This is a genomic window from Cyanothece sp. BG0011 (assembly GCF_003013815.1).
Classification (GTDB): Bacteria; Cyanobacteriota; Cyanobacteriia; order Cyanobacteriales; family Microcystaceae; genus Crocosphaera.
The window spans coordinates 45,508-67,547 of record NZ_PRLH01000001.1 but is presented as its reverse complement, the minus strand read 5'-3'; the positions used below and the strand labels follow the sequence as shown (position 1 = coordinate 67,547).

Annotated in this window: 19 protein-coding genes and 1 pseudogene; 16 read left to right on the top strand and 4 right to left on the bottom strand. The window is 36.9% G+C overall.

Annotated elements, in window-relative coordinates; all coding sequences use genetic code 11:
• Positions 1–4: 4 nt before the first annotated feature.
• Positions 5–1,849, bottom strand: a complete 1,845-nt coding sequence (locus C4E06_RS00300) for a glycosyltransferase family 39 protein (RefSeq protein ID WP_157951093.1) — start codon at positions 1,847–1,849, stop codon at positions 5–7.
• A gap of 458 nt (positions 1,850–2,307) precedes the next feature.
• Between C4E06_RS00300 and C4E06_RS00295 the strand changes: the two genes are divergently transcribed.
• From C4E06_RS00295 to C4E06_RS00245, 11 genes and pseudogenes are all read left to right on the top strand, one after another.
• The gene (locus C4E06_RS00295; RefSeq protein WP_107666246.1) at positions 2,308–3,330 is read left to right on the top strand and encodes a glycosyltransferase family 2 protein; all 1,023 of its coding nucleotides are present in this window, start codon (positions 2,308–2,310) and stop codon (positions 3,328–3,330) included.
• A gap of 52 nt (positions 3,331–3,382) precedes the next feature.
• Positions 3,383–4,900, top strand: coding sequence for an NAD(P)/FAD-dependent oxidoreductase (locus C4E06_RS00290; protein ID WP_107666245.1), 1,518 nt, complete (start codon positions 3,383–3,385; stop codon positions 4,898–4,900).
• Between the two features lie 104 nt (positions 4,901–5,004).
• A complete protein-coding gene (locus C4E06_RS00285) occupies positions 5,005–5,922 on the top strand; it encodes a glycosyltransferase family 2 protein (RefSeq protein ID WP_107666244.1) in 918 nt (305 codons plus the stop codon).
• A 26-nt stretch (positions 5,923–5,948) separates the two neighbouring features.
• Positions 5,949–7,226: a glycosyltransferase gene (locus C4E06_RS00280; RefSeq protein ID WP_107666243.1), complete on the top strand. Its 1,278-nt coding sequence runs from the start codon at positions 5,949–5,951 to the stop codon at positions 7,224–7,226.
• Positions 7,227–7,242: 16 nt separating this feature from the next.
• A pseudogene (locus C4E06_RS00275) lies at positions 7,243–8,257 on the top strand (glycosyltransferase family 2 protein).
• A gap of 11 nt (positions 8,258–8,268) precedes the next feature.
• Entirely contained in the window at positions 8,269–9,363 is a 1,095-nt protein-coding gene (locus C4E06_RS00270; protein ID WP_107666242.1) for an endo-1,4-beta-xylanase, read from the top strand.
• Positions 9,364–9,409: 46 nt separating this feature from the next.
• Positions 9,410–10,264 carry an ABC transporter permease gene (locus C4E06_RS00265; protein ID WP_107666241.1) on the top strand — a complete coding sequence of 285 codons (855 nt, stop codon included), beginning with the start codon at positions 9,410–9,412 and terminating at the stop codon, positions 10,262–10,264.
• Positions 10,265–10,266: 2 nt separating this feature from the next.
• Positions 10,267–11,544, top strand: coding sequence for an ABC transporter ATP-binding protein (locus C4E06_RS00260; RefSeq protein ID WP_107666240.1), 1,278 nt, complete (start codon positions 10,267–10,269; stop codon positions 11,542–11,544).
• Positions 11,541–12,455, top strand: a complete 915-nt coding sequence (locus tag C4E06_RS00255; RefSeq protein WP_107666239.1) for a glycosyltransferase family 2 protein — start codon at positions 11,541–11,543, stop codon at positions 12,453–12,455. Before C4E06_RS00260 ends, C4E06_RS00255 begins: the two co-directional genes overlap by 4 nt.
• A 2-nt stretch (positions 12,456–12,457) precedes the next feature.
• A complete protein-coding gene (locus tag C4E06_RS00250; protein WP_107666238.1) occupies positions 12,458–14,044 on the top strand; it encodes a GMC oxidoreductase in 1,587 nt (528 codons plus the stop codon).
• Between the two features lie 285 nt (positions 14,045–14,329).
• Positions 14,330–14,842, top strand: a complete 513-nt coding sequence (locus C4E06_RS00245; RefSeq protein WP_157951092.1) for a sulfotransferase family 2 domain-containing protein — start codon at positions 14,330–14,332, stop codon at positions 14,840–14,842.
• A 41-nt stretch (positions 14,843–14,883) separates the two neighbouring features.
• On the opposite strand, the gene C4E06_RS00240 is transcribed toward C4E06_RS00245, so the two are convergent.
• Positions 14,884–16,059, bottom strand: coding sequence for a hypothetical protein (locus tag C4E06_RS00240; RefSeq protein ID WP_107666236.1), 1,176 nt, complete (start codon positions 16,057–16,059; stop codon positions 14,884–14,886).
• Between the two features lie 6 nt (positions 16,060–16,065).
• Entirely contained in the window at positions 16,066–16,596 is a 531-nt protein-coding gene (locus C4E06_RS00235) for a hypothetical protein (RefSeq protein WP_107666235.1), read from the bottom strand.
• Positions 16,597–16,693: 97 nt separating this feature from the next.
• Between C4E06_RS00235 and C4E06_RS00230 the strand changes: the two genes are divergently transcribed.
• Positions 16,694–17,578, top strand: a complete 885-nt coding sequence (locus C4E06_RS00230) for a glycosyltransferase family 2 protein (RefSeq protein ID WP_107666234.1) — start codon at positions 16,694–16,696, stop codon at positions 17,576–17,578.
• A gap of 66 nt (positions 17,579–17,644) precedes the next feature.
• On the opposite strand, the gene mnmA is transcribed toward C4E06_RS00230, so the two are convergent.
• On the bottom strand, positions 17,645–18,691 hold the full coding sequence (mnmA, locus tag C4E06_RS00225) for a tRNA 2-thiouridine(34) synthase MnmA (protein WP_107666233.1): 1,047 nt from the start codon (positions 18,689–18,691) through the stop codon (positions 17,645–17,647).
• A gap of 148 nt (positions 18,692–18,839) precedes the next feature.
• Between mnmA and C4E06_RS00220 the strand changes: the two genes are divergently transcribed.
• The 4 genes from C4E06_RS00220 (at position 18,840) to C4E06_RS00205 (ending at position 22,028) form a co-directional block, all read left to right on the top strand.
• Positions 18,840–19,451, top strand: a complete 612-nt coding sequence (locus C4E06_RS00220; RefSeq protein WP_107666232.1) for a hypothetical protein — start codon at positions 18,840–18,842, stop codon at positions 19,449–19,451.
• 236 nt (positions 19,452–19,687) lie between these two features.
• Positions 19,688–20,065 (top strand): hypothetical protein, encoded by a 378-nt coding sequence (locus C4E06_RS00215; protein ID WP_107666231.1) that lies wholly within the window; start codon positions 19,688–19,690, stop codon positions 20,063–20,065.
• 170 nt (positions 20,066–20,235) lie between these two features.
• The gene (locus C4E06_RS00210) at positions 20,236–21,231 is read left to right on the top strand and encodes an ABC transporter ATP-binding protein (RefSeq protein ID WP_107666230.1); all 996 of its coding nucleotides are present in this window, start codon (positions 20,236–20,238) and stop codon (positions 21,229–21,231) included.
• Between the two features lie 11 nt (positions 21,232–21,242).
• Positions 21,243–22,028, top strand: coding sequence for an ABC transporter permease (locus tag C4E06_RS00205; RefSeq protein ID WP_107666229.1), 786 nt, complete (start codon positions 21,243–21,245; stop codon positions 22,026–22,028).
• Positions 22,029–22,040 lie beyond the last annotated feature (12 nt).

The following is a 22,040-nucleotide window of genomic DNA, read 5'->3' as shown; positions in this document are numbered from 1 at the left end:
GCTTTTAATTATGGGATAAAGATATTATTTTTCCTAGTTTACGAGATTCATTAGAACTACTCCATAATATTTCATAAAAAGTATTAAGATCACTGAGATCGCATTGAACATCAAGACAGAAAAGATAGTCATAAGTGGCGTAATTGTCCTTAAATTCAGATAATGTTATTGGTTCAAATTTAACCTTGGGATTGGTTAAATAAAAATGATAGATCCAACTATTATCTCCCCCTATCAAAGCAACTTTAGAGTTATCTGGAACTAAGGTTTTAAAAATTGTGACTCTGTCATCATTATAATAATTGTTAACATGATATAATCGATCTTGTCCGAAATTAGTTTTCACCCAAATATTGGGTTTAAAAAATTCTGTAATCGAGAGTCCTCCTAGAGGTTTAGAAGAATTTAAAATACAAGAGCTAATTAAAATAAAAAGAAACAGCCAAAGCATACTTTTTTTTATAACTGAATTTCTTTTTAGATTAATTATTAATGTTAGAAGAAAAGCGATACAAACACCGGAAGCAGTGAAAAATAGATTAAAGTAACGATTATTCCAAGGAGTCCAAAGAACTAAATAACAAACAATAAGCATAAAGCTGATTAAACTGACACTTGTGGCTCTTAAAAAATCATTACCTTTAATAAGTGAGATAACAAGAGAAGGAAAAACTAAGAAAAATCCACCGATTCCATACCAAGAATAATCTTCATGAGGAAACAACCGTATAGAAAATCCATAGGGTTTTCCGTTAGCATAACCCATTTTTGTATTCCCAAAATAAGGTTCAAAGATTAGCTGATATAAATTTTCTAGATAATTATCAATATTAATATTTAATCTTCCTTTAGCAATATAATCAAAAGGAAATAAATGAAAACTTTGGAAGAGATATCTCACTAAATTAGCAAACATTCCTTTCATTCTAGTGGGTTTAACAAAGTTATTTTGGGTTAATCCAGTAGCATCGTTTTGGGTCACGACATTATGAAAAAACAACCAAAACTGAGACATAATTAAAGAGGGAAAAATCAAAATAATGAAATATAACCAATTCGTTCTCAGAAGATTTAAAAGATCCAGAACCTTATATTTTTTAAAAATTAAGTATAGTAAACATAGCGAAAAAGGTAGCAAAAATACTAAAAATGTGGTTTTTGCAGAAGCCCCAAATGAGGCTCCTAAAATCAATAATGATAAATCCTGAATATTTAATACTTGTAAAAAACGGTAAGCCACTTGTAAACAAAATATGGCTGCTGCACCAGTAAAAATATCATTTTTTGTCGAAGTTGCTTGAAAACATAATTCAGGCATCCCCATAATAATTATTGCAGTGAGCAAACTAATGTTAACCGAGGCAAAATTACGAGATAAAGCGTAAGTTCCCAGTGCAATACTAACATAAGCTAAAAAGCTAAATAATCCTACTCCATAATCAGAATAAAATCTTAGAAAAGCATGAGTTAATATATCAGATCCCATGACAAACATAGCTTGACGAGGTGTCGTCACATTATCTAAGAGTAAAGAATTTTCCTGCTGAAATAACAAAACCCTCGATAAATTATAAGTCATACTATCCCAATTACTAGGAGGAATAATAGTAGCTAGAAAAAAGAGATAAACCCAGCAAACGAAAATTATTGAACAAATTATTTTATGGTGAAAAAAGAAGTGTTTGACAGTTGATAGAATGAGTTTAATTTCAGCTTTCTTTGTGAATGCTAATCTTAAAATGAGAATACAGAATAAGGCTTCAAGAACAAAAGCAAGATTAGGAATTTCTAATAAAAAAGCAATTTGAAAAATCGTTGAAAATAAGATAAATGCTAAAATAATTCCCAAAGATAATGCTTCAGAAACCCGACGGGAAGAATTATAGACAAATAAACTACCTCCAAAACAAAACCAAAAAATTTCTAAAGTAACAATGACAAATGACATGGCTGTAGCTTATTTTTGTAATAACTAGAAAATTTCGCAGCTAAAATATAAAATCATATCACATATATTTTTTTAAAACATCTATCGATAGATTTATTGCTGAAATTTCTTTTATCTATTAAGCTATGTGAAAAACAGTCTTCAATATTAGTAGGTATACTGCACTAATGATTGAACACTAAGAGCAACTCCTTAGAGGCTGAATTTAAAGACCGATTTTCAAGTCTAACTCCTTAAAATCCTCTCTAAATTCATCTCACTAACGAGGTGACATCAGGTACTGTTGATTAAGATTACTTCAGCATAAATCGGTTGATCCAACCCTGTCAAAACACAAATAACCATCAAAGTTAAGGTTGATGCTAAATTTATCTACCCCAGACTTACCTATTTCTATTATCATCCCTGTCTATAAAGGCGGACAAGCATTTTATGACTGTTTAGCTAGTTTAAAAAACAGCCGATTATCCCCGACTCAAGTGATTGTCGTAGTAGATGGAGATGATCCCCATTCCTATAAAATCGCTGAATCATTCGGTGCTAGGGTAATACAGTTAAAAACCAATCAAGGCCCAGCAGTAGCGAGAAATCGAGGGGCTGAGGTCGCAACTGGCGAGATTCTCTTTTTTACAGATGCTGATGTGACTATTCATGAGGATACCCTCGAAAAGATTGATCAAGTCTTTGCCTTAAATCCTCACGTGGCTGCTTTGATTGGTTCTTATGATGATCAACCAGGAGCTTCTAATTTTCTCTCCCAGTACAAAAATTTATTCCATCACTATAATCATCAAATCGGCTCAGAAGAAGCTTCAACCTTTTGGGGAGCTTGTGGCGCGATTAGACGGGATATCTTCTGGAAAATGGGGGGATTTGACGAAAGTTATCGTCGTCCTTGTATTGAAGACATCGAACTTGGTTACCGCTTAAAAGCTGCAGGTTATCAGATTCGTCTTTGTAAAGATATATACGTTAAACATCTCAAACGGTGGACTCCTTACTCTTTACTCAGAGCCGACTTTTTCTATCGTGCCTTACCTTGGACAGAATTGATTCATCGCGATCGCAATTTTGTTAACGATTTAAACTTGCAATGGTCAAGTCGTCTCAGCGTTATTTTTATCTACCTGTTGCTAATTTCCCTTCTGACCAGCTTTTGGTTTCCTCCCGTGTTATTCTTGGGAGGATTACTCATAATTGGGCTAATCGTACTTAATTGGCCAGTTTATCAATTTTTTCTCAAAAAACGCGGTTTCATCTTTACTTTGGCAATACTTCCTTGGCATTGGTTTTACTACTTTTACAGTGGATTAGCCTTTGTCATCGGAACAGTTAAGCATAAATTAAAGAGAAATCGACCTATTTTGCCGAATCAAGCCTAATATTCGTTAAGATACTTAAACACTCATTTTTGTTACAATATATTTCGGATTCATGCAAGTTACTAACATTAATCATTCCTACTCCCACCCTGATCACAATTTTCCCTTAACTGTTGTTATTGGTGGGGGACCGGCTGGGTTAACCGCAGCCTATCAATTAGCCAAACACGGAGTCCATTCCGTTACCTTAGAAAAAGGCGATCGCGTTGGCGGTATTTCCCGTACCGAAACCTACAAAGATTATCGCTTTGATATCGGTGGACACCGCTTTTTTACCAAAGTTCCTCAAGTTCAACATCTTTGGTATGAAGTGTTAGGGGACGAATTTATTAAAGTTCCCCGTCTGTCTCGCATTTATTACAAAAGCAAATTTTTCAGCTATCCCCTAGAACCTTTGAATGCGGTTAGCAATTTAGGAATTTTACACAGTTTATTAATTCTTTATAGCTATTTCAAAGTAAAGGTTAAACCCTTACCCGTAGAAGAGAATTTTGAACAATGGGTAACAAACCGCTTTGGAGAACGGTTATACAAAACCTTCTTTAAAAGTTATACCGAAAAAGTTTGGGGTATTCCCTGTACTCAAATTCGAGCAGACTGGGCTGCACAGCGAATTAAAGGATTATCCCTAAAAAAAGCAGTCATTAACGCTGTATTTGGCAGCAATGACACCAAAACTCTTATCAAAGAATTCGATTACCCTATTTTAGGACCAGGAATGATGTGGGAACGGTTTCAAGAGAAATTGAATGCTCACGGTTCTCCTGTTCACTTAAACACTGAAGTGATTAAAGTCGAACGAGAAGGTAAACGTATTACCCGTATCATCGCTAAACAAGGAGATAAAACCTTGACCCTTGAAGGGGATCAATTTATCAATACCATGCCCGTTGCTGCCTTAATGCACCGTTTAGACCCTTTACCCCCCGAAAACGTTCTTAAGGCTGCCCGTAGTTTGAAATACCGCGATTTCCTGATTGTTCCTATTGTAGTCGATCAAAAAGACCTATTCCCTGATAATTGGATTTATATTCATAGTCCTGAGTTTAAAGTAGGACGCATTCAGAACTTTAAGAACTGGAGTCCGGCGATGGTTCCTGATATTAATAAAACCTGCTTAGGAATGGAATATTTCTGTAGTGAAGGGGATGATTTATGGGAAATGGATAACAAAGATTTAATTAGATTAGCCAGTGAAGAAATCGTTAATTTAGGATTAGTTGATGATATCCGTAAAGTAGAAGATGGTACGGTTATTCGTCAGAAAAAAGCCTATCCTGTTTACGACGGTGAATACAAAGAGCATTTAAAAGTATTACAAGATTATGTGAGTACCTTTGAGAATTTGCAAACCGTTGGTCGTAATGGAATGCACCGTTATAATAACCAAGATCATTCTATGTTATCGGCTCTTTTAGCAGCGGAGAATATCATGGGAGCAAATCATGATTTGTGGCAAGTTAATACGGAACGCTCTTATCACGAAGATTTTGTTACTGATAAGAAGAAGAAAACTCTAGTTTCTCCTTCTACGAAAGCAAAGTCCATCAACTCTAAAGTTGTTGTTTAACAAAAATAAGAGTATTCAGGCAGACTCATTATTTCTTTATCTGTCTGTTCTACTTATCAATTCTTACTAAAGCTAACCATTAGCCAATTTTAGGTTCTTTTTTCATGAATGTTTTTCCGATGGTTTCTATCATCATTCCCGTTTACAATGATGGTTTAAGGCTTAAAAAGTGCTTAGAAGCCTTAGAAAATCAATCATATCCCACTGACAATTATGAAGTAATTGTTATTGATAATGCTTCTGATGAAGAACACAATATTAAAGATATTGTTTCACAATTTTCCCAAGCTCATTATACCTATGAAGCAAAGCAAGGATCTTATGCTGCTAGAAATAAAGGTTTAACCATCGCAAAAGGAGAAATTATTGCCTTTACAGATTCAGATTGTATTCCCACAATTAACTGGTTAAAAAATGGTGTAAATGCCTTATTAGCTAATCCAAATTGTGGGCTAATAGCAGGAAAAATAGAACTCTTTTTTAGAAATCCTAGTCAACCCACTGCCATAGAATTATATGAAAGTGTTACCGCTTTTCCCCAGGAGAAACTATTAGCAGAATATCATGGTGCTGCAACCGCAAATGTGTTTACCTATCGCCATATTTTCGATGAAGTCGGTTGCTTTGATGACAGTCTTAAATCTAATGGTGACTTAGAATGGGGAAATCGAGTTTATGAGAAAGGATATGAACAAATTTATGCTGAAGAAGTCTGTATTTTTCATCCTGCGCGACATTCTTGGTCACAACTTTATCAGAGAACCATCCGTTTAGCTTCAGGGAGTTTTCAAAGACAATCAAAAGCATTAACTTCTTCCTTACAAAAACAATTATTATTTTTAGGGTATTTACGTTATAATTTGACCCCACCTATTAATTTTTTAATTAAAGTTTTTCGAGATCAACGGTTTCAATCTTTAGAGGAAAAATTACAAGTTTCTTTAGTCATGTTTTTTGTCAGGTATTCCAGCGCTTGGGAACTGCTAAGGGTAAAATTTGGTAAAGAATCCGCTAGATTATAAAGATAAAACAATTTAATTAATTTAAAATGCGTATTGCTTTTTTAGTTCATGAATTCCCCACTCTATCAGAAACTTTTATAATTAATCAAGCAGTTGGTTTGATTAAACGAGGTCATCAAGTTGATATTTATGCAGAAAAACAAGGAGATATTGATCATCTTCAACCCTTAGTTAAACAATATAATTTATTAGAGAGAACTTATTATCTTCTTACGATGCCAGAAAATTTATTTGAACGAGGATTAAAAGGAATAAATTTACTGAGAAAATATCTAACTTTAGATAGAAAAAAAAGTTTCAAAAGCTTAGATGTTTGGAGATATGGGCTGGAAGCTTTATCATTTCGCCTTATTTATATGTTAGTTCCCCAATGTGAGCAACCTTATGATATCATTCATTGTCAATTTGGAACCCAAGGTTATCGAGGGATTTGGTTTCGTAAAATAAATAGTCCTCAAGCTAATTTAATTACAACTTTTAGAGGGCAAGATATTAGTAAATATGTTGAAGAAAAGGGAACTCATGTTTATGATAAGTTATTCAAAGAAGGTAATTATTTTTTAACCAATTGTGATTTTTTTAAACAAAGAATTATTGCATTAGGTTGTGATCCTAATTTAATTTCTGTTCTACGTTCTGGATTAAATTATCAACAATTTATTTTTAAACCTCGTTTCCTAGAAAAAAACCAAAAAATTTGCATTGCAACAACAGGACGTTTAGTGGAAAAAAAAGGAATTGAATATAGTATTCGTGCCGTAGCTAAACAAGCAGAAATAACACCTAATTTAAAATATAACATCATTGGAGACGGTGAACTCAGACCCCATTTAGAACAGCTAATTAAAACCTTGAAAATGCAAAATATTATTCAGTTAGTTGGCTGGAAAAATGAACAAGAAATCAAAGAAATTTTAGATAACTCTCATATATTTATTGCTCCCAGTGTGACAGCTAAAGATGGGAATCAAGACGCACCGATTAATGTTTTAAAGGAAGCAATGGCCATGGGTTTACCTGTGATTAGTACCTATCATGGTGGCATTCCTGAATTAGTTGAAGATGGCGTATCAGGTTATCTAGTTCCTGAAAGAGATGTTGACGCTTTAGCTGATAAATTAAATTTACTGATTCAACATCCTGAACAATGGAAAGATATGGGAAAAGCCGGACGTGATTATGTTGAAAAACACTATGATTTAGATAAACTAAATGATAACCTGGTAGACATTTATCAACAAGTTCTGAACTCGAATCAAACTTTATTTAATCTAAACTTAAATTCTGTAACTTTATCATCTTAAAGGAGGATTAATTTTAATGAAATTAGAACCTAAAGTTACCATTATAGTTGTCCCTCGTGAGCGATTTAGTTGTACTCAAGAATCCCTAGAAAGTATTTATGAGCATACAACTATTCCCTTTCATTTAATTTATGTTGATGGTAATTCCCCCGAGAAAATTCATAGCTATTTAAACCAACAATCACAAGATAAAAAGTTTCAACTATTACGAACAGACTATTATTTAACCCCTAATCAAGCTAGAAACTTAGGCTTAAGTTATGTCAAAACTCCTTATTTAGTTTTCATTGATAACGATGTTATTGTCAGTAAAGGATGGTTAAAAGCTCTGTTAACTTGTGCCGAAGAAACCAACGCAGCCGTTGTTGGTCCCTTAATGTGTCAAGAAAAACCTTTACATGAAATCGTTCATTTTGCTGGCGGTGAATCTCATATTTGGGTTGATAAAACAGGGAGGAAACGCCTACGAGAAAAAATGTATAAACAAGGTCAAAAAGTTCAAGATTTACTGCCAAAATTACAACGCACAGAAACCGAATTAGCCGAATTTCATTGTGTCTTAGTTCGCCGTAATATTTTCGATAAAATTGGTGTTTTAGATGAAGCTTTAATGAATACTAAAGAGCATCTTGACTTTTGTATGGCTGTCAGAGAAAAGGGAGAAAAAGTCTTTTTTGAACCCAGTTGTTTAGTGACTTATACCTTTGGCGAACCCTTAGAATGGAGTGATTTACATTATTATATGTTGCGTTGGAGTAATGCCTGGACGTTATCGAGTTTGCATCGTCTTAGAGACAAATGGCAATTAAGTGAAGACGGATATTTTACTTCAAAATATAAAAAATTAGGTTGGCGACGAAAAAATGACCTTCATTGCCCCTATTATTTTTCGCCTTACCTTTGGACTTTATAGTCCGAAATTAGAAAAAGTGATGATGTGGTTTGAACATCGTATTAATAATTATTTGACCCATCGTCATTTTCAACAACAAAAACAGTTAACCACCCAAACTCAAATTAAGTCTTCATAGTTCATTTTTTCATGGTAAAAATACCCAAAATAACCCGAAGAAAAGCAATGTATTTAGGAGGAGCAACCCTGGCAACCACCCTATTAACAGGATGGCTTAAGCAACCCAAATCCCTAAAAACTTATGCTGCCCGTAAAGAATTAATTTATGGGGCAGCCGCTGCCTATTCTAAGCTCTCGGAAAATCAAGAATTTGCTAAACGGTTTATAGAAGAATGTGCGATTTTAACCCCAGAAAATGATTTAAAATGGCATAAAATTCATCCAAAACCCAATCAATATGATTTTAGTCGGGGAGACTGGTTAATAGAATTTGCCAAACGCCATCAGTTGCAAATGCGAGGACATAATTTAGTGTGGCATCAGTCCCTACCAAAATGGCTTAAAGAAACCGCCAACCCTCAAAATGCTGAATCAATTTTAAAGGATCATATTATGACGGTTGCCGGTCATTATCAAGGCTTAATTCACTCTTGGGATGTGGTTAATGAAGGGATTGAAGTAAGAGATGGACATCCCCTAGGGTTGCGTAAAAGTCCTTGGTTTCAATGGTTAGGTAAAGATTATATTGACATAGCGTTTCGAGTCGCAGCCGAAGCCGATCCCAATGCGTTGCTTTTTTATAACGATTACGATTTAGACTATGATTTACCCCATCAAAATGCCAAACGTGAAGCCGTTTTCAATCTTTTAAAAAGCCTGAAAGAGCAAGGAACCCCTATTCATGGATTAGGACTACAAGCGCATTTATCAGGACCAGAAACCCGTTTTAATGCAGAGAAACTGAGACAATTTTTAGCCGATGTCGCCAGCTTAGATTTAAAAATTATGGTGACAGAAATGGATGTTCATGATCGAGGATTACCCTATGATTACGAAGAACGCGATCGCCGAATTGCTGAGGTTTATGAAATGTATTTAAGCACCGTTTTAGAAGAACCCAATGTCATCGGCGTATTAACCTGGGGATTAAGCGATCGCTATACTTGGCTATCGAAACACCGTCCCCGTAACGATAACGCACCGGTTCGTCCCCTGCCCTTAGATCGGGAATTTAAGCCTAAGTTAGCCTGGGAAAGTATCGCCAGGAGTTTCGACTCTAAATAAAGTTATTGTTTATTTAATTTTATAATGTTCCTAATTTTAGAAAAAAATGCTATCTAGCCCCCCCGAAATTATTCATACTCCCGACAGCTTACTGCGTCGTCCTCGTTTTTTATTTTCGAGTATGTGGCGCGATTTATTGGCCTCCCGTGAATTAGCCTGGCGACTGATGGTGCGTGATATCAGCGCCCAATATCGACAGGCAATACTGGGTATCGCCTGGGTATTTATTCCCCCTATTGCCATGGCCATGAGTTTTACTCTCGCCAAAGAAGCTAATGTGTTTACTGTGGGCAACACCGATATTCCTTATCCTGCTTATGTTATGTTCAGCACAGCCTTGTGGCAAACCTTTGTTGATTCACTCATGGGGCCAGTTCAAGCCGTCATTTTAGCTAAGCCTATGTTAGCGCGAGTCAACTTTCCCAGAGAAGCCATTATCCTAGCGAAACTTGGGGAAGTGGTGTTTAACTTTGGTATCAAACTAATTTTAATTATTGGCCTATTTCTCTTTTTCCGAGTTCCTGTCAGTTGGAGCATTATTATCGCCCCTGTCGCCTTGATTCACCTGATTTTACTAGGAACATTAATCGGTATTTTGCTGGCACCTCTGGGACTACTCTATCAAGATGTCTCAAGAGGCTTAAACATGATTACAGGGTTATGGTTATTTCTCACCCCTGTGATCTACCCTGTCCCCAAAGAAGGACTATTTGGGATATTGGTCGCTTGGAACCCTGTTACCCCTTTACTGGTAGCGACAAGAGAATTAGCCACCACAGGAACCTTGACCAACCCTGAAGGATTTTGGTTAGTCAGTGGCTTTACCCTGGTAGGGTTACTGTTAACTTGGATTAGCTTTCGTATTGCAATGCCTTATGTCGTCGAGAGGGTCACATCATAAATATGGTAATTAATATTCAACGGCCGTTAGTACCAACATCCGAAGCAAAAGAACCTCCTGTGCTTTTGGTGGAGGGAGTCTCAAAAAAGTTTTGTCGTGACCTCAAACAATCTCTATTTTATGGGGTACAAGATATTGCTGCTGATCTCACTGGGGGAAGGCGACACAATGATCGCCTGCGAAAAAAAGAATTTTGGGCGTTGCGAGACATTAACTTTCAATTGCAACGGGGACAAGCGTTAGGATTAGTGGGAGCCAATGGAGCAGGGAAAAGCACCTTACTGCGTATCCTCAGTGGCTTAATTAAACCCGATACAGGCTTAGTGAGAGTGAGAGGGCGTATTGCACCTCTAATTGCGTTAGGGGCAGGATTTAACCCCATTTTGTCGGGGAGGGAAAACATCTACGCCAATATGTCAATTTTAGGGTTATCCACCCGTGAAATTAAGCGAAGATTCGATGATGTCATCGATTTTGCCGAAATCTGGGACGCTATAGATGCTCCGGTACAAAGTTATAGTTCAGGGATGGCCGCAAGATTGGGGTTTGCTTGTGCCGTGCATATTGATCCAGAAATCCTCTTAATTGATGAAGTGCTGGCAGTAGGGGACATTAAATTTAAAATGAAATGTCATCAACGACTGGCAGAACTACGGGAAAAAGGAACCTCATTTATTCTCGTTTCTCATAATCCCTATCACGTTCTCAATGTTTGTGATACCTCAATTTACCTCAAAAAAGGGGAACTGGTGTTACAAGGAGATTCTCAAGATGTCATTCGTCAGTATGAAAGGGATCTGCGTCTTGATGGCACTGAAAAAGCCCTAGGATGGATTAAATTACCCGAAAAATCAGCAGCAGACAGTTTAGGATTAGATATTCTTTCAATTTGCTTTAAGGATAAGGACGGCAAAAGATTAGAAACCCTACAAACTGGTGAATATGCCGAACTTTGCGTTGAATGTAAAGCCCACAAACCCATTGAAAATGTCAATGTGGGGGTGATGATTTCTTGTAGCTCAGGAGGAGGCGATCGCATGGTCAGTATTACCTCTAATGCCGATGATCAAACGATTAACTTGACTCCTGGATATCACGAAATTTCCATGAAAATGCCTTATTGCTGTCTGTTATCAGGGGTGTATAGTGCCAATATTTATTTAAAAGAAGGAATATTTACTTTCGATAAGGTTAAGTCTTTTCGCTTTCAAGTAGATTCTGAGCAATCAACCAGTCGCAGCCTATTTTATCAACCCCGTAGTTGGGAGGTCAAATCATGAGTCATCCCCTAATTACTATTATTATTCCAACTCATAACCGACCTCATTTATTACCCAGAGCAGTTGAGAGTGCGCTGAATCAAACCTACCAAGATTTAGAAGTAATTGTAGTCGATGATGGGTCACAAGAACGGGCAACCCTCCCCGATGATCCCAGGTTAAGAGTCATTGTTTTAGAGAAGAATGTCGGAGGAGCAGCCGCGCGAAATGTGGGAACTAAAGCAGCTAAGGGGCGCTGGATCACTTATTTAGATGATGATGACTATTTATTGCCCCAGATGGTAGAACTTTCTCTATCAACCTTAGAAAAAACAACCGTTAATCCCCCTGTTGCTCTGATTTCAGGACTACAAAAAGTAGATGAGACAGGTAAAGTGATTGCCACTCGCATCCCTCCGACTCTTTGTCCTCAAGGGGATCATTTCTTTCTAGAAACCCCAGAACCGGGACGGTCTTTTCATACGAAACAAACCCTAGTGGTGGAACGGGATCTGATTTTGAAAATAGGGGGATGGGACGAAACCTTTCGCTCTCGTGTTCATTCGGAATTATTTTTACGACTGAATCCCCAATGTACGCTTATTGGTTTACCGAAGATAACCTATCATCTTTTTTCCCATAGCAGCGATCGCGTATCAGGCAATTATCAGCTACGCCAAGAAAGCTTTCAGCGTTTGCTCAAAAAACATGAGGAGATTTTTAGCAGTCATCCTAAAATGTTTGCTGAATTTGTTTACAAACACGCTTTAAAATCCTACCAAATGCAGCAAAAAAAGGCAGCTTTGAGCCATTGGCTCTGGGCTTTGAAACTGCATCCCTCTCATATCTTTTTTCTGATATATCGCTCTATTTTTTCTCAATTATCAACCCGTCTTCCCAAGAAATTTTTAATCCCATCTAATTCTTCTTAATTATGATTACCGACATTTTCAAAATTGACGAACAAACGAACCTAAAAGCACAAGTGATTGTTCTTGGTTCTGGTATTGCCGGGGCCGAAGTCTCAACCCACCTCGCTCGTCATGGTCGAGACGTAATTTTACTCGAAAGTGGACGCGATCGCTTTGATCCTGAAATTCAAGCCTTAAACGATGTCATTTTTTTGGGTAAACGTCACCGAGAATTAAATCCTAATACCTACTATCACCGCTACTTACCCCCTGAGTTACGGGGAGTTAGTCGAGTGCGTCAGTTTGGGGGAACCAGTAACGTCTGGACAGGAAAATGGAAATACCTACAACAATCTGATTTCGACGGCAGAGACTGGGTTCCTAACAGTGGTTGGCCCATAGAGTTTACCGATCTTTTAGACCATTATCGCTCTGCTGCCAAAGATTACGGGTTTGGTGATTTAGAAGCAGAGGCAGTACGCCCAGAAATTAGGGAACTTCGAGGGAAAATTGCAGCCTATGGCTTAAAAATGAGTAGTTTTTATTGGGAGAAAACCCCAACCCGTACCGCGATCCGGTTTGGAGAAGAAATGCGCCGTTCCCGAAATTTACAAGTGATTCAAGGTGCGACGGCAACAGAGTTAAAACTTGATCCCTCGGGTCAACGGGTTAATAGGGTGGTTTGTCGTTCCCTCGAAGGTCGAGAAATTACAGTTGAGGGTGATGTTATCGTGCTTGCCACGGGTGCCTTTGAAGCAGCCCGTCTGTTATTAGCCTCTAACCGTCAACTTCCTCATGGTATCGGTAATGCTCATGATTTGGTGGGTCGTTTCTACACCGATCACCCGAAACATCATACAGGAATTCTCATACCAGGTCATCTCACTCGACAATACGCCCATGAGCTACAATATGCTCCTAAACCCCGTTTTTGTATCTGTTTTGCTTTAGATGATGAGACTCAACGAGAACATGAGCTTCTAGAACACGTTTTATACATTAAGCCAATTTATGAAACTTTCACAGACCGACTCAAACGAATGATTCAAGGTCGTCCTATCTGTCAAGATAATAATGGCGCAGTCGCTTCTTATCGAGTTAAGTTTGTAACAGAGCAACTTCCCCAAAAAGCTAGTCATATCAAGTTGGGAACAGAACTTGATGCCCTTGGTCAACGAAAATTAGAGGTTGACTGGTGTTTTACCGAACATGATCATCGTTCCATGGCAAAAACCTTGGAACTGTTAACCCAACGGTTTGCTGAGGCAGGTATTGGCACGTTTGAGTTTGGAGATGATCCCCCTTGTATCGATAATATGACCGATGCAGCCCACCAAATGGGGACAACACGCATGGCAAGTTGTCCTGAAGAGGGAGTAGTGGATATTAATTGTCGAGTATTTGGTACGGATAACCTTTATGTAGCTAGTTCGGCTGTGTTTCCCACTGGGCCGTCCTATTCTCCGACTTTTACAATTTTAGCCCTTGCTCGTCGTCTGGGTCAGCATTTGCTTGAGATAACAAAGTTTCAACCTCTCAGTAAGCCTAATATTGAAGATTTATCGGCAACTTTAGTGAACACTGCAAGCACACAAAACGACCATTTGTAATCTAGTTTTATCTTTAAAAAAGGATGTCTTTATGAGAGTTAAAAGTTTAAAAGTTCAAGTCCAAAATATTTTAAATCCTCCCAAGCCTAATATTATTTTTATGCACGTTCCCAAAACAGGCGGAACATCAATTGATCAATCTCTGAGAATAATTTATGGAAAAAAAATAGTTACAAAGTTGACCCAATACTAACCACTAACGCAGTTAAAGTGGTGAATCATAACAAGACAATTAACACTGGAATTGATAAATTTCAGCTGCGACAATCTCTATTACTTTATGAAATGGCAGCAGGAAGAAAATATATTTCAGGACATTTTCATTTTAATAAAAATATTTGGGAAGCTTATCGTGATCAATATTCTTGGATTACTATTTTAAGAGATCCGATCAAAAGATATATTTCTCAGTATTTTTTTGATGCCTATAAACCAGAAAATCATGCTAGAGTTAGTGATAGTTTAGAGGATTTTATTGACTCTGAAAGAGGAAAGTTTAGAGGACAAAATTATATTAACTACTTTGGTAATTTTTCTCGCTATGATAGCACTGATTTGCAAACAAGATTAGAGATTGCTAAAAAAAACTTATCAAAGTTTTCTTTAGTTAGTTTTTTAGATAATTTAGAGCAATTTACCAATGATTTACAAGCTCAATTTAATTTAACTGTTAAGATTCCACACATGAATAAAAATCCAGTTTCTAAGCCTCAAATCGACCAATCAATTATGAAAAAAATAGAAGAAATTTGCGAATATGACTCAATGTTTTATGCCTATGCCAGAAAAAATTTTTGATAGCTCATTTCATTGAGTTTAATTTAGAATGAATAAAATGATTAATTTATTTTCAATCTTAATTGACGGAATAAATCAATTAGTATAATAATCAACCATCCTATCGAAACAGGAAAAATCGGATACCAAATAGTTCTCCAATCAATTAAACCATTCAAATTAAATAAAGCACGAATTCCTAGATCACTATGCCACAGTAAGCCTAAAAGAGTAGCTAAGAAAAGAGACAATCCAATTAACCATTTTGGTGATATATTTTCAGTCAAAAACTTTTCTTTGTGATTACGACAAAAGAAATCTTTAATCCCTTGCCAGTTGATAAAAATACCATAGGAAATCATAATAGGCGTAACACTAACCACTAGCCAAAGACCATTAACTGCATGGAAAAGTAGTGCTATTGCGACAAAAAAATCTCTAATTTTTCGATGAATTAGAGATAAAAAGAAAAAAGTTTCAAAAAGTAGTGTAGTAAGGTGAGTAGCGAGATAAATAAAAGGTGTTTGAGCTAGAAAAGGAGCCAACCAATTCAAAGGCAAATCATAGGTTGCTGCTTCAATATTTCTATTTAAAAAAAAGTTAGACATCATATCAGAATAACTTAGCCAGTCCCCGCCAAAAGCCACTTTAAAAATAGCAGAATTTAAGAACAAAAATGAAATAAGAATCAACAGAGCGCGAGCTGGTAAAAAATACTCCCAGTTAGAGGAATGAGTATCAATTGAAGACCCTGTTTTATTCTTTTTAATTATTGCGTCTAAAGAATAAGTTTTTCCCCATGAGTTCATGATTGTCATAAAAAAGGGAATATAAAATACGAGCGGTGTTAACGTTCTTTTTCCATCAACAGAAGTAGCTAATGCTTCAAGCAAACCACCAATAAGCAAAACCGCAATAGTGGCCATTCTAGTTTTATAACCAAAAGCCAACAACACTAAAGCAGCAACAAGAAATGACTCTAAAGTATAAAAAAATAAAGGTGACTGAGACGCACCAAAGTCTCTGAAAAAATATCTAACTAAATAAACTTGTTCTATCACATAAAAGCTAGGCATCCCACTTAAAAAATCATAGGAAAGGGTACTTAAATGCCACAGATAAAATAAACAATAGACTATTCTAAAAATTCCAACGTTGCCGGCTGCATTCACTTCAGGTTGAGTAAACCAAGCATTAATACCATTATTTATACGGGTAAACGGAGAATAAAGTTTCATAATTTTTTATTTGATAATATCTTCTTGGGAAAAACTCCCTAGCATAACCTCAGTTGTCGGAGATTGTTTTTCAATGGGAGGAACGTTTAAAGGTTTCACTTGATAAGAAAGATTCCAAGCTTCAATGGTTTTGATTTTAGTATTTTCACCGATAAAATTGGAAACAGCATTTATTAAGTATTTTCGACTGGCATCTCGATGATTAATATCGGTATTATTAAAAGCATTTTCAACAATATCGTGGGAAAGGCTATCGTAAGGAATAGTTAAAATGCGTTCTGGTTTGACAATGTGAAGATTTCCTGCTGTAGTGTACACTCTAAGTTCTGTGATAGATATAGAGGGTTTAGGTGTCCGAAAACGGGCTGTATATCGACTATAAAGGGCCCAAGAAGTAATTGGCCAGGTTGACTCTCTTCTCCCGACCAGACAAACCCCTAAAATAATAATGAGTAGAGAAATTTTTGTTAGTCTTAATGCCCATTGCGCCTTATGATTAGTAACATATTTTGATTCTAAAATTTCTGTCTCTTTCATAATCAAGATACAATATTACACAATTAGTCTATCTCATTAAGTCATTTAATAAAATTGATAAAATTTATCTTTGTCCATCGGTTATAAACATTAATTTATGAGTGTTTCTCCCTTTATATCGATTATTATTCCGACCTATAACCGTCCTAAACGATTAAAAACTTGTTTAGACTCCATTACTGGTCTTTATTACTCAAAAGAACGCTTTGAAGTGATAATCGTTGATGACGGTAGCAAAAAACCTCTCGATAATATCGTTAATTCTTACTGTGATAAGCTAAATCTGAATTTTATCCGTCAAACCAATAGCGGGCCGGCAAAAGCCCGTAATACTGGGGCAAATGCTGCTAAAGGACAATATTTAGCCTTTACTGATGATGACTGCACCCTAGATCAAAACTGGCTCTTAGCCCTAGAACATGGCTTCTCTAAGACTTCAAACGCTCTGTTAGGGGGAAAAACCATCAATGCTTTATCCGATAACCCTTATTCATCAGCCAGTCAATTATTAATCGATTATCTCTACGATTATTACAATCAAAAATCTAATCAAGTGACCTTTTTTGCCTCTAATAATTTTGCTATGTCTAGAGAGTTATTTGAGAAAGTCGGACAGTTTGATATTACCTTTCCTTTAGCGGCAGGAGAAGATAGGGAATTTTGCGATCGCTGGTTATTTAATGGCTATTCATTACACTATGTTCCTGAAGCGATTATTTATCATTCTCATCATCTGAGTTTATCTAAATTTTGGCAACAACATTTTAATTATGGTCGTGGGGCTTATTACTTCCATCAAGTTCGTTCTCAACGAAATCAAACCTCTGTTAAAGTTGAACCCTTAGACTTTTATTGGAAACTATTAACTTATCCCTTTGCTGTTAATTCTAAGCAATCATCTAAACTATTTCTTTGTACTTTATTATTCCTATCACAATTTGCCAATGTCTATGGTTTTTTTACTTCTAAATTAAACCAATAACTCTCACTATTATATCGTTTTACTATCAATTTTTGGAGGGGTCAACGGCCGTTGACCCCTCCAATTTTAATCAATAATCCCACCACCGAGAACCACTTCCCTATCATAAAAAACAGCAGCTTGACCCGGAGTAATGCCAAATTGAGGCTCATTAAACTGTAACTTTACTCGGTGTTCTTCGATAGGAATAATGGTGACAGGAACCGCTTTTGAACGATAACGAACTTGTACCTCTGCCGTAATAGGAGAAGTCGGTTCAGGGATAGAAACCCAGTTTAACCGCCCTACGGTACAATCAGAACGACCCCCAGCAGCGCGGTTTCCTACAATCACCCGATTCATGACTGCATCTAATTTAACCACATATAACGGTTCTGGGGCAGCAATTCCTAACCCTTTCCGTTGTCCAATGGTATAGTGATGAACCCCTTGATGAGTCCCTAATACTTTGCCATCGAGATCAACAATTTCTCCTTCTTTGGGTTTAATATATTGATCGAGAAACTTGGCCATAGAACCATGAGCCTCGATTAAACATAAATCTTGACTTTCTGGTTTACTGGCCGTTTTTAGGTCAAATTCTGCTGCAATGCGTCGGGTTTCTTCTTTGGTTTGTTCTCCCAAGGGAAAAATGGTTCCTTTTAAAATATCTTGAGAAAGATCGTATAAAAAGTAAGATTGATCTTTATTACGATCAATGGCCCGTAACAGTTGATATCTCTCGCTTTGCTCATCATAACGAATCCGAGCATAATGACCGGTAGCAATGCGATCGCAGCCTAACTCTTCTTGAGCATAAGCCAACATCGGCCCAAATTTCACCGCACGGTTACATTGAGAACAAGGTAAAGGCGTAACCCCCGACTCATACCCTGACACTAAATAATTGATAATATTGGCTTCAAATAACTCTCTTGTGTCCACAATATGATGGGGAACTCCCAACTGTTCACAAATAAAGGCAGCATCGACCATTCCCTCGGAACAGCATTGTCCTTTCCCTTTCATTAACCACAGGGTCAACCCAATCACATCATATCCTTGATGCTGTAAACTCGCTGCAGCCACCGAACTATCAACTCCACCAGATAAACCAACAACAACCTTTTTCATTGTTAAACGTTTCTTAAAAAGCGAACAATTAACCATCGACTGTCTCTAGGCTAACATTTTCAGTATTACAATGATGAGTAACTAAACCGAAGACAACAAAATTTATGTTGTTGACGGTGTGAGGATGTGTTTATTTACGGTTTATACTATGTTTAAAATTTGCCATCGCTTATTTCTAAGGACTGCTCAGCAAAGAACCAGGTTCCCTTCTTACTTAAAACAGTCTTCAACTTGGATAGGTTGTTTACTCTTAACGGTGGGTTCGACCTCTGTCACTGTGGCACAAACCACGTCTAACCGCCAGTTACCCCCACCTCCTCTACCTAAAATGGTGAGTCCTCAACCGGCTTCTGAACCCGTTCGGGCCATGTCTGTCGAAGTCACTCCGGCCAGCAATGATAGTTCAACCCCGATTAAAGAATATACCTTTGAAGCTCCCCAAACTTTACCGGCTCAAACCCTCGATAATGAACCTCCCACCGCTACCATAGAGAATATCAATAACCAGTCAACTGAAAACCCTAGTTTTTATCGCGTTGAAGTAGCCGGTCAAAACCCCTCTTTATTATCCCAAGTTAAAACCATTGAACCCATGGCCTTTATTCGTCAAAGTGAAGGGGTGATTCATGCCGGAATGTTTCAACATTCTCAACAAGCAGAAAAACGGGTTCAAGAACTAAAAAATCAGGGAGTGAATGCAACGGTCGTTCCCGTCTATCAACAAACCCAAACCTCCTTATCGGTGGAAATAAAACCTTAGTCAGTGAGCAGTGAACAGTGAGCCGTGACCATTGTTCACTCACGTTTTCTAACTCCTAAATATTAATTTTTTTGTCAATTTTTAGTTTTTTTTTCGATTTAAACGATAACCCTTTTACCATAAAAATAAAAGGGTGTGCGGAGCGAATCTCTTCCTGATAAGAATGCAGTTTTTTAAGGGGACAAAGCCCTTATTAAGTCGATTCTTATCCGTTTAATGTAAGTGGAGGATTTGCTATGAATTACCGCAAATTATTGATTAATCTAGGGATTGTCTCCTTAATGAGTCTCCCCGTTGTCTTAGGCAGTGGAGAAAAAGCCAAGGCCCAACGAAGAGTATTAACCATCCATAATCACACAGAAGCTAACCTCACCGAATTATATGTGTCTCCTGAATGGTCAAGATATTGGGGACAAAATCAACTCGATGGCATCTTAAAACCAGGTGATAGTGCTACGGTTATCATTACAGGAAATACTTGTGAGTACGATATTCTTGCTAGAGATGGAAACTATCAAGAAGTTCCCCCAGGAGGGTTTGGTGAATTTAATGTTTGTGATAATGACCATTTTGCCCTAACTGATAGCACTATGCGTGTTGTTCAATGGCCATAAGATAACTTAGCAAAGATCACAATTTGAGTAGGGGGAAATTCCCCCTATTGCCATTCTAAGTTGAGAAACTTTTAAGTATTATCTACAGTCTATTACCTAGAGTCACCTAACCTTATTTCAAGCTTTTGTCATAATAAAACTATTATTGATGTTTCAATGCTGATCAATTCATGATTGAAGTCGAACACTTAAGTAAAATTTATGGATCAACTGCGGCCATTGAAGATGTAGATTTTTCTGTAGAAAAAGGGGAAATTCTCGGCTTTTTGGGGCCCAATGGTGCAGGAAAAACCACCACCATGCGTATTTTAAGCGGTTATATCCCTGCGACGGCCGGAACCGCTAAAATTGCAGGATACGATGTTCATGAACAGTCTTTAAAAGTCAGAAAAAATATCGGTTATCTTCCCGAAACCCCTCCTTTGTACCCAGATATGACAGTAGAAGGGTTTTTAAAGTTCGTGGCCCGAATTAAAGGAGTCCCATCAGGCGATCGCCATTCTAGGGTAAATTGGTCCATCGAACGCTGTCAACTCGAAGATAAGCGCAAAGTTTTGATCCGTAAGCTATCTAAGGGTTATAAACAACGAGTGGGTATTGCTCAAGCCATTGTTCATGATCCCCCGGTTATCATTTTAGACGAACCCACCGTGGGACTTGACCCGAAACAAATTATTGAAGTGCGTAACCTGATTAAAAGTTTGGCAGGAGAACATACCATCCTCTTATCGACTCACATTTTACCAGAAGTCAGTATGACCTGCGATCGCGTTACTATCATCAATGGGGGTAAAGTCGTCGCAACGGATACCCCTGATCATTTAATGTCCCATTTAATCGCAAAAGGAGGGTATGAAATCGAAATAGAAGGGGATATCTTCAGTTTAGAACCGATGTTAAAAGATATACCTGGTATCACTCAATTAGAAATTAAATCTAATAGTGAAACCAAACGTCATCTTTTATTATTAACCACTGACTCCCATCAAGAAATAGGAAAAGACATTGCTGCTTTAATTATTAATCAAGGACTGGGATTACATGAAATGAAGCGAACTCGTGCTACATTAGAAGATGTTTTTTTGAACCTAATTACCGAAGAATCATCTATGGAACTACAAGAAGAACAATCTTTAGAAACCACTGATATCGAAGAAAATTCATAACTATTCTTGAGATGATACTAACTAATTTAATTGCTATTTTCCGCAAAGAATTTCAAAGTTATTTTACCTCTCCCTTTGCCTATATTATCGCTGCTGTTTTCTGGTTAATCGGGGGGTTCTTTTTTAGTGCTATTTTAGAAGAAATCTTACAAACTCTCTCATTTTTAGAACAAAGTGGCCAATTATCCACCCCTGTGGACGTACCAGGTCAATTTATAGATAGTTTTTTTGGAGTCATTATTTCTCTTTTATTAGTCTTATTACCTGCTTTATCGATGGGATTATATTCCGAAGAAAGAAAACGGGGAACCTTAGAATTATTAGCCACATCTCCCGTAACAAACTGGGTGGTTGCTATCGGAAAATTATTAGGAGTTTTAGCCTTTTTTATTGTCTTAATGATACCATTTTGGATTTATGAGATTATTATCTTTAGTAATGCTAGTCCTCCTGTTAATTTGAATATTATTTTATTATCTCATGGATCTTTGATTTTGGTCGCTACTGCTATTCTTTCTTTAGGAATGTTCATTTCTTCTTTAACGGATAGCGGAATTTTAGCTTATATTCTGACCTTTATTTTAGTCTTATTTTTATGGATTATGGATGCGATCGCCGCTAATTTACAAGAACCCTTTAAAAGCATTTTATCCTATCTTTCTTTGTTTGATCGTTATACAGATTTAGTGAAAGGAGTATTAGATGTCAGTAGTTTAGTTTTATTTGCTAGTTATATTTTACTAGGTATTTTCTTAACTGCACAATCTATTGAAGCGTTACGTTATCAACGTTCTTAAAAGTGTTATAAA

Excerpts from the sequence above, each read along its gene's own strand:
- C4E06_RS00295 (WP_107666246.1), top strand. The coding sequence starts at position 2,308 with ATGCTAAATTTATCTACCCCAGACTTACCTATTTCTATTATCATCCCT.
- C4E06_RS00290 (WP_107666245.1), top strand. The coding sequence starts at position 3,383 with ATGCAAGTTACTAACATTAATCATTCCTACTCCCACCCTGATCACAAT.
- C4E06_RS00285 (WP_107666244.1), top strand. The coding sequence starts at position 5,005 with ATGAATGTTTTTCCGATGGTTTCTATCATCATTCCCGTTTACAATGAT.
- C4E06_RS00280 (WP_107666243.1), top strand. The coding sequence starts at position 5,949 with ATGCGTATTGCTTTTTTAGTTCATGAATTCCCCACTCTATCAGAAACT.
- C4E06_RS00270 (WP_107666242.1), top strand. The coding sequence starts at position 8,269 with ATGGTAAAAATACCCAAAATAACCCGAAGAAAAGCAATGTATTTAGGA.
- C4E06_RS00265 (WP_107666241.1), top strand. The coding sequence starts at position 9,410 with ATGCTATCTAGCCCCCCCGAAATTATTCATACTCCCGACAGCTTACTG.
- C4E06_RS00260 (WP_107666240.1), top strand. The coding sequence starts at position 10,267 with ATGGTAATTAATATTCAACGGCCGTTAGTACCAACATCCGAAGCAAAA.
- C4E06_RS00255 (WP_107666239.1), top strand. The coding sequence starts at position 11,541 with ATGAGTCATCCCCTAATTACTATTATTATTCCAACTCATAACCGACCT.
- C4E06_RS00250 (WP_107666238.1), top strand. The coding sequence starts at position 12,458 with ATGATTACCGACATTTTCAAAATTGACGAACAAACGAACCTAAAAGCA.
- C4E06_RS00245 (WP_157951092.1), top strand. The coding sequence starts at position 14,330 with ATGGCAGCAGGAAGAAAATATATTTCAGGACATTTTCATTTTAATAAA.
- C4E06_RS00240 (WP_107666236.1), bottom strand. The coding sequence starts at position 16,059 with ATGAAACTTTATTCTCCGTTTACCCGTATAAATAATGGTATTAATGCT.
- C4E06_RS00235 (WP_107666235.1), bottom strand. The coding sequence starts at position 16,596 with ATGAAAGAGACAGAAATTTTAGAATCAAAATATGTTACTAATCATAAG.
- C4E06_RS00230 (WP_107666234.1), top strand. The coding sequence starts at position 16,694 with ATGAGTGTTTCTCCCTTTATATCGATTATTATTCCGACCTATAACCGT.
- mnmA (WP_107666233.1), bottom strand. The coding sequence starts at position 18,691 with ATGAAAAAGGTTGTTGTTGGTTTATCTGGTGGAGTTGATAGTTCGGTG.
- C4E06_RS00220 (WP_107666232.1), top strand. The coding sequence starts at position 18,840 with ATGTTTAAAATTTGCCATCGCTTATTTCTAAGGACTGCTCAGCAAAGA.
- C4E06_RS00215 (WP_107666231.1), top strand. The coding sequence starts at position 19,688 with ATGAATTACCGCAAATTATTGATTAATCTAGGGATTGTCTCCTTAATG.
- C4E06_RS00210 (WP_107666230.1), top strand. The coding sequence starts at position 20,236 with ATGATTGAAGTCGAACACTTAAGTAAAATTTATGGATCAACTGCGGCC.
- C4E06_RS00205 (WP_107666229.1), top strand. The coding sequence starts at position 21,243 with ATGATACTAACTAATTTAATTGCTATTTTCCGCAAAGAATTTCAAAGT.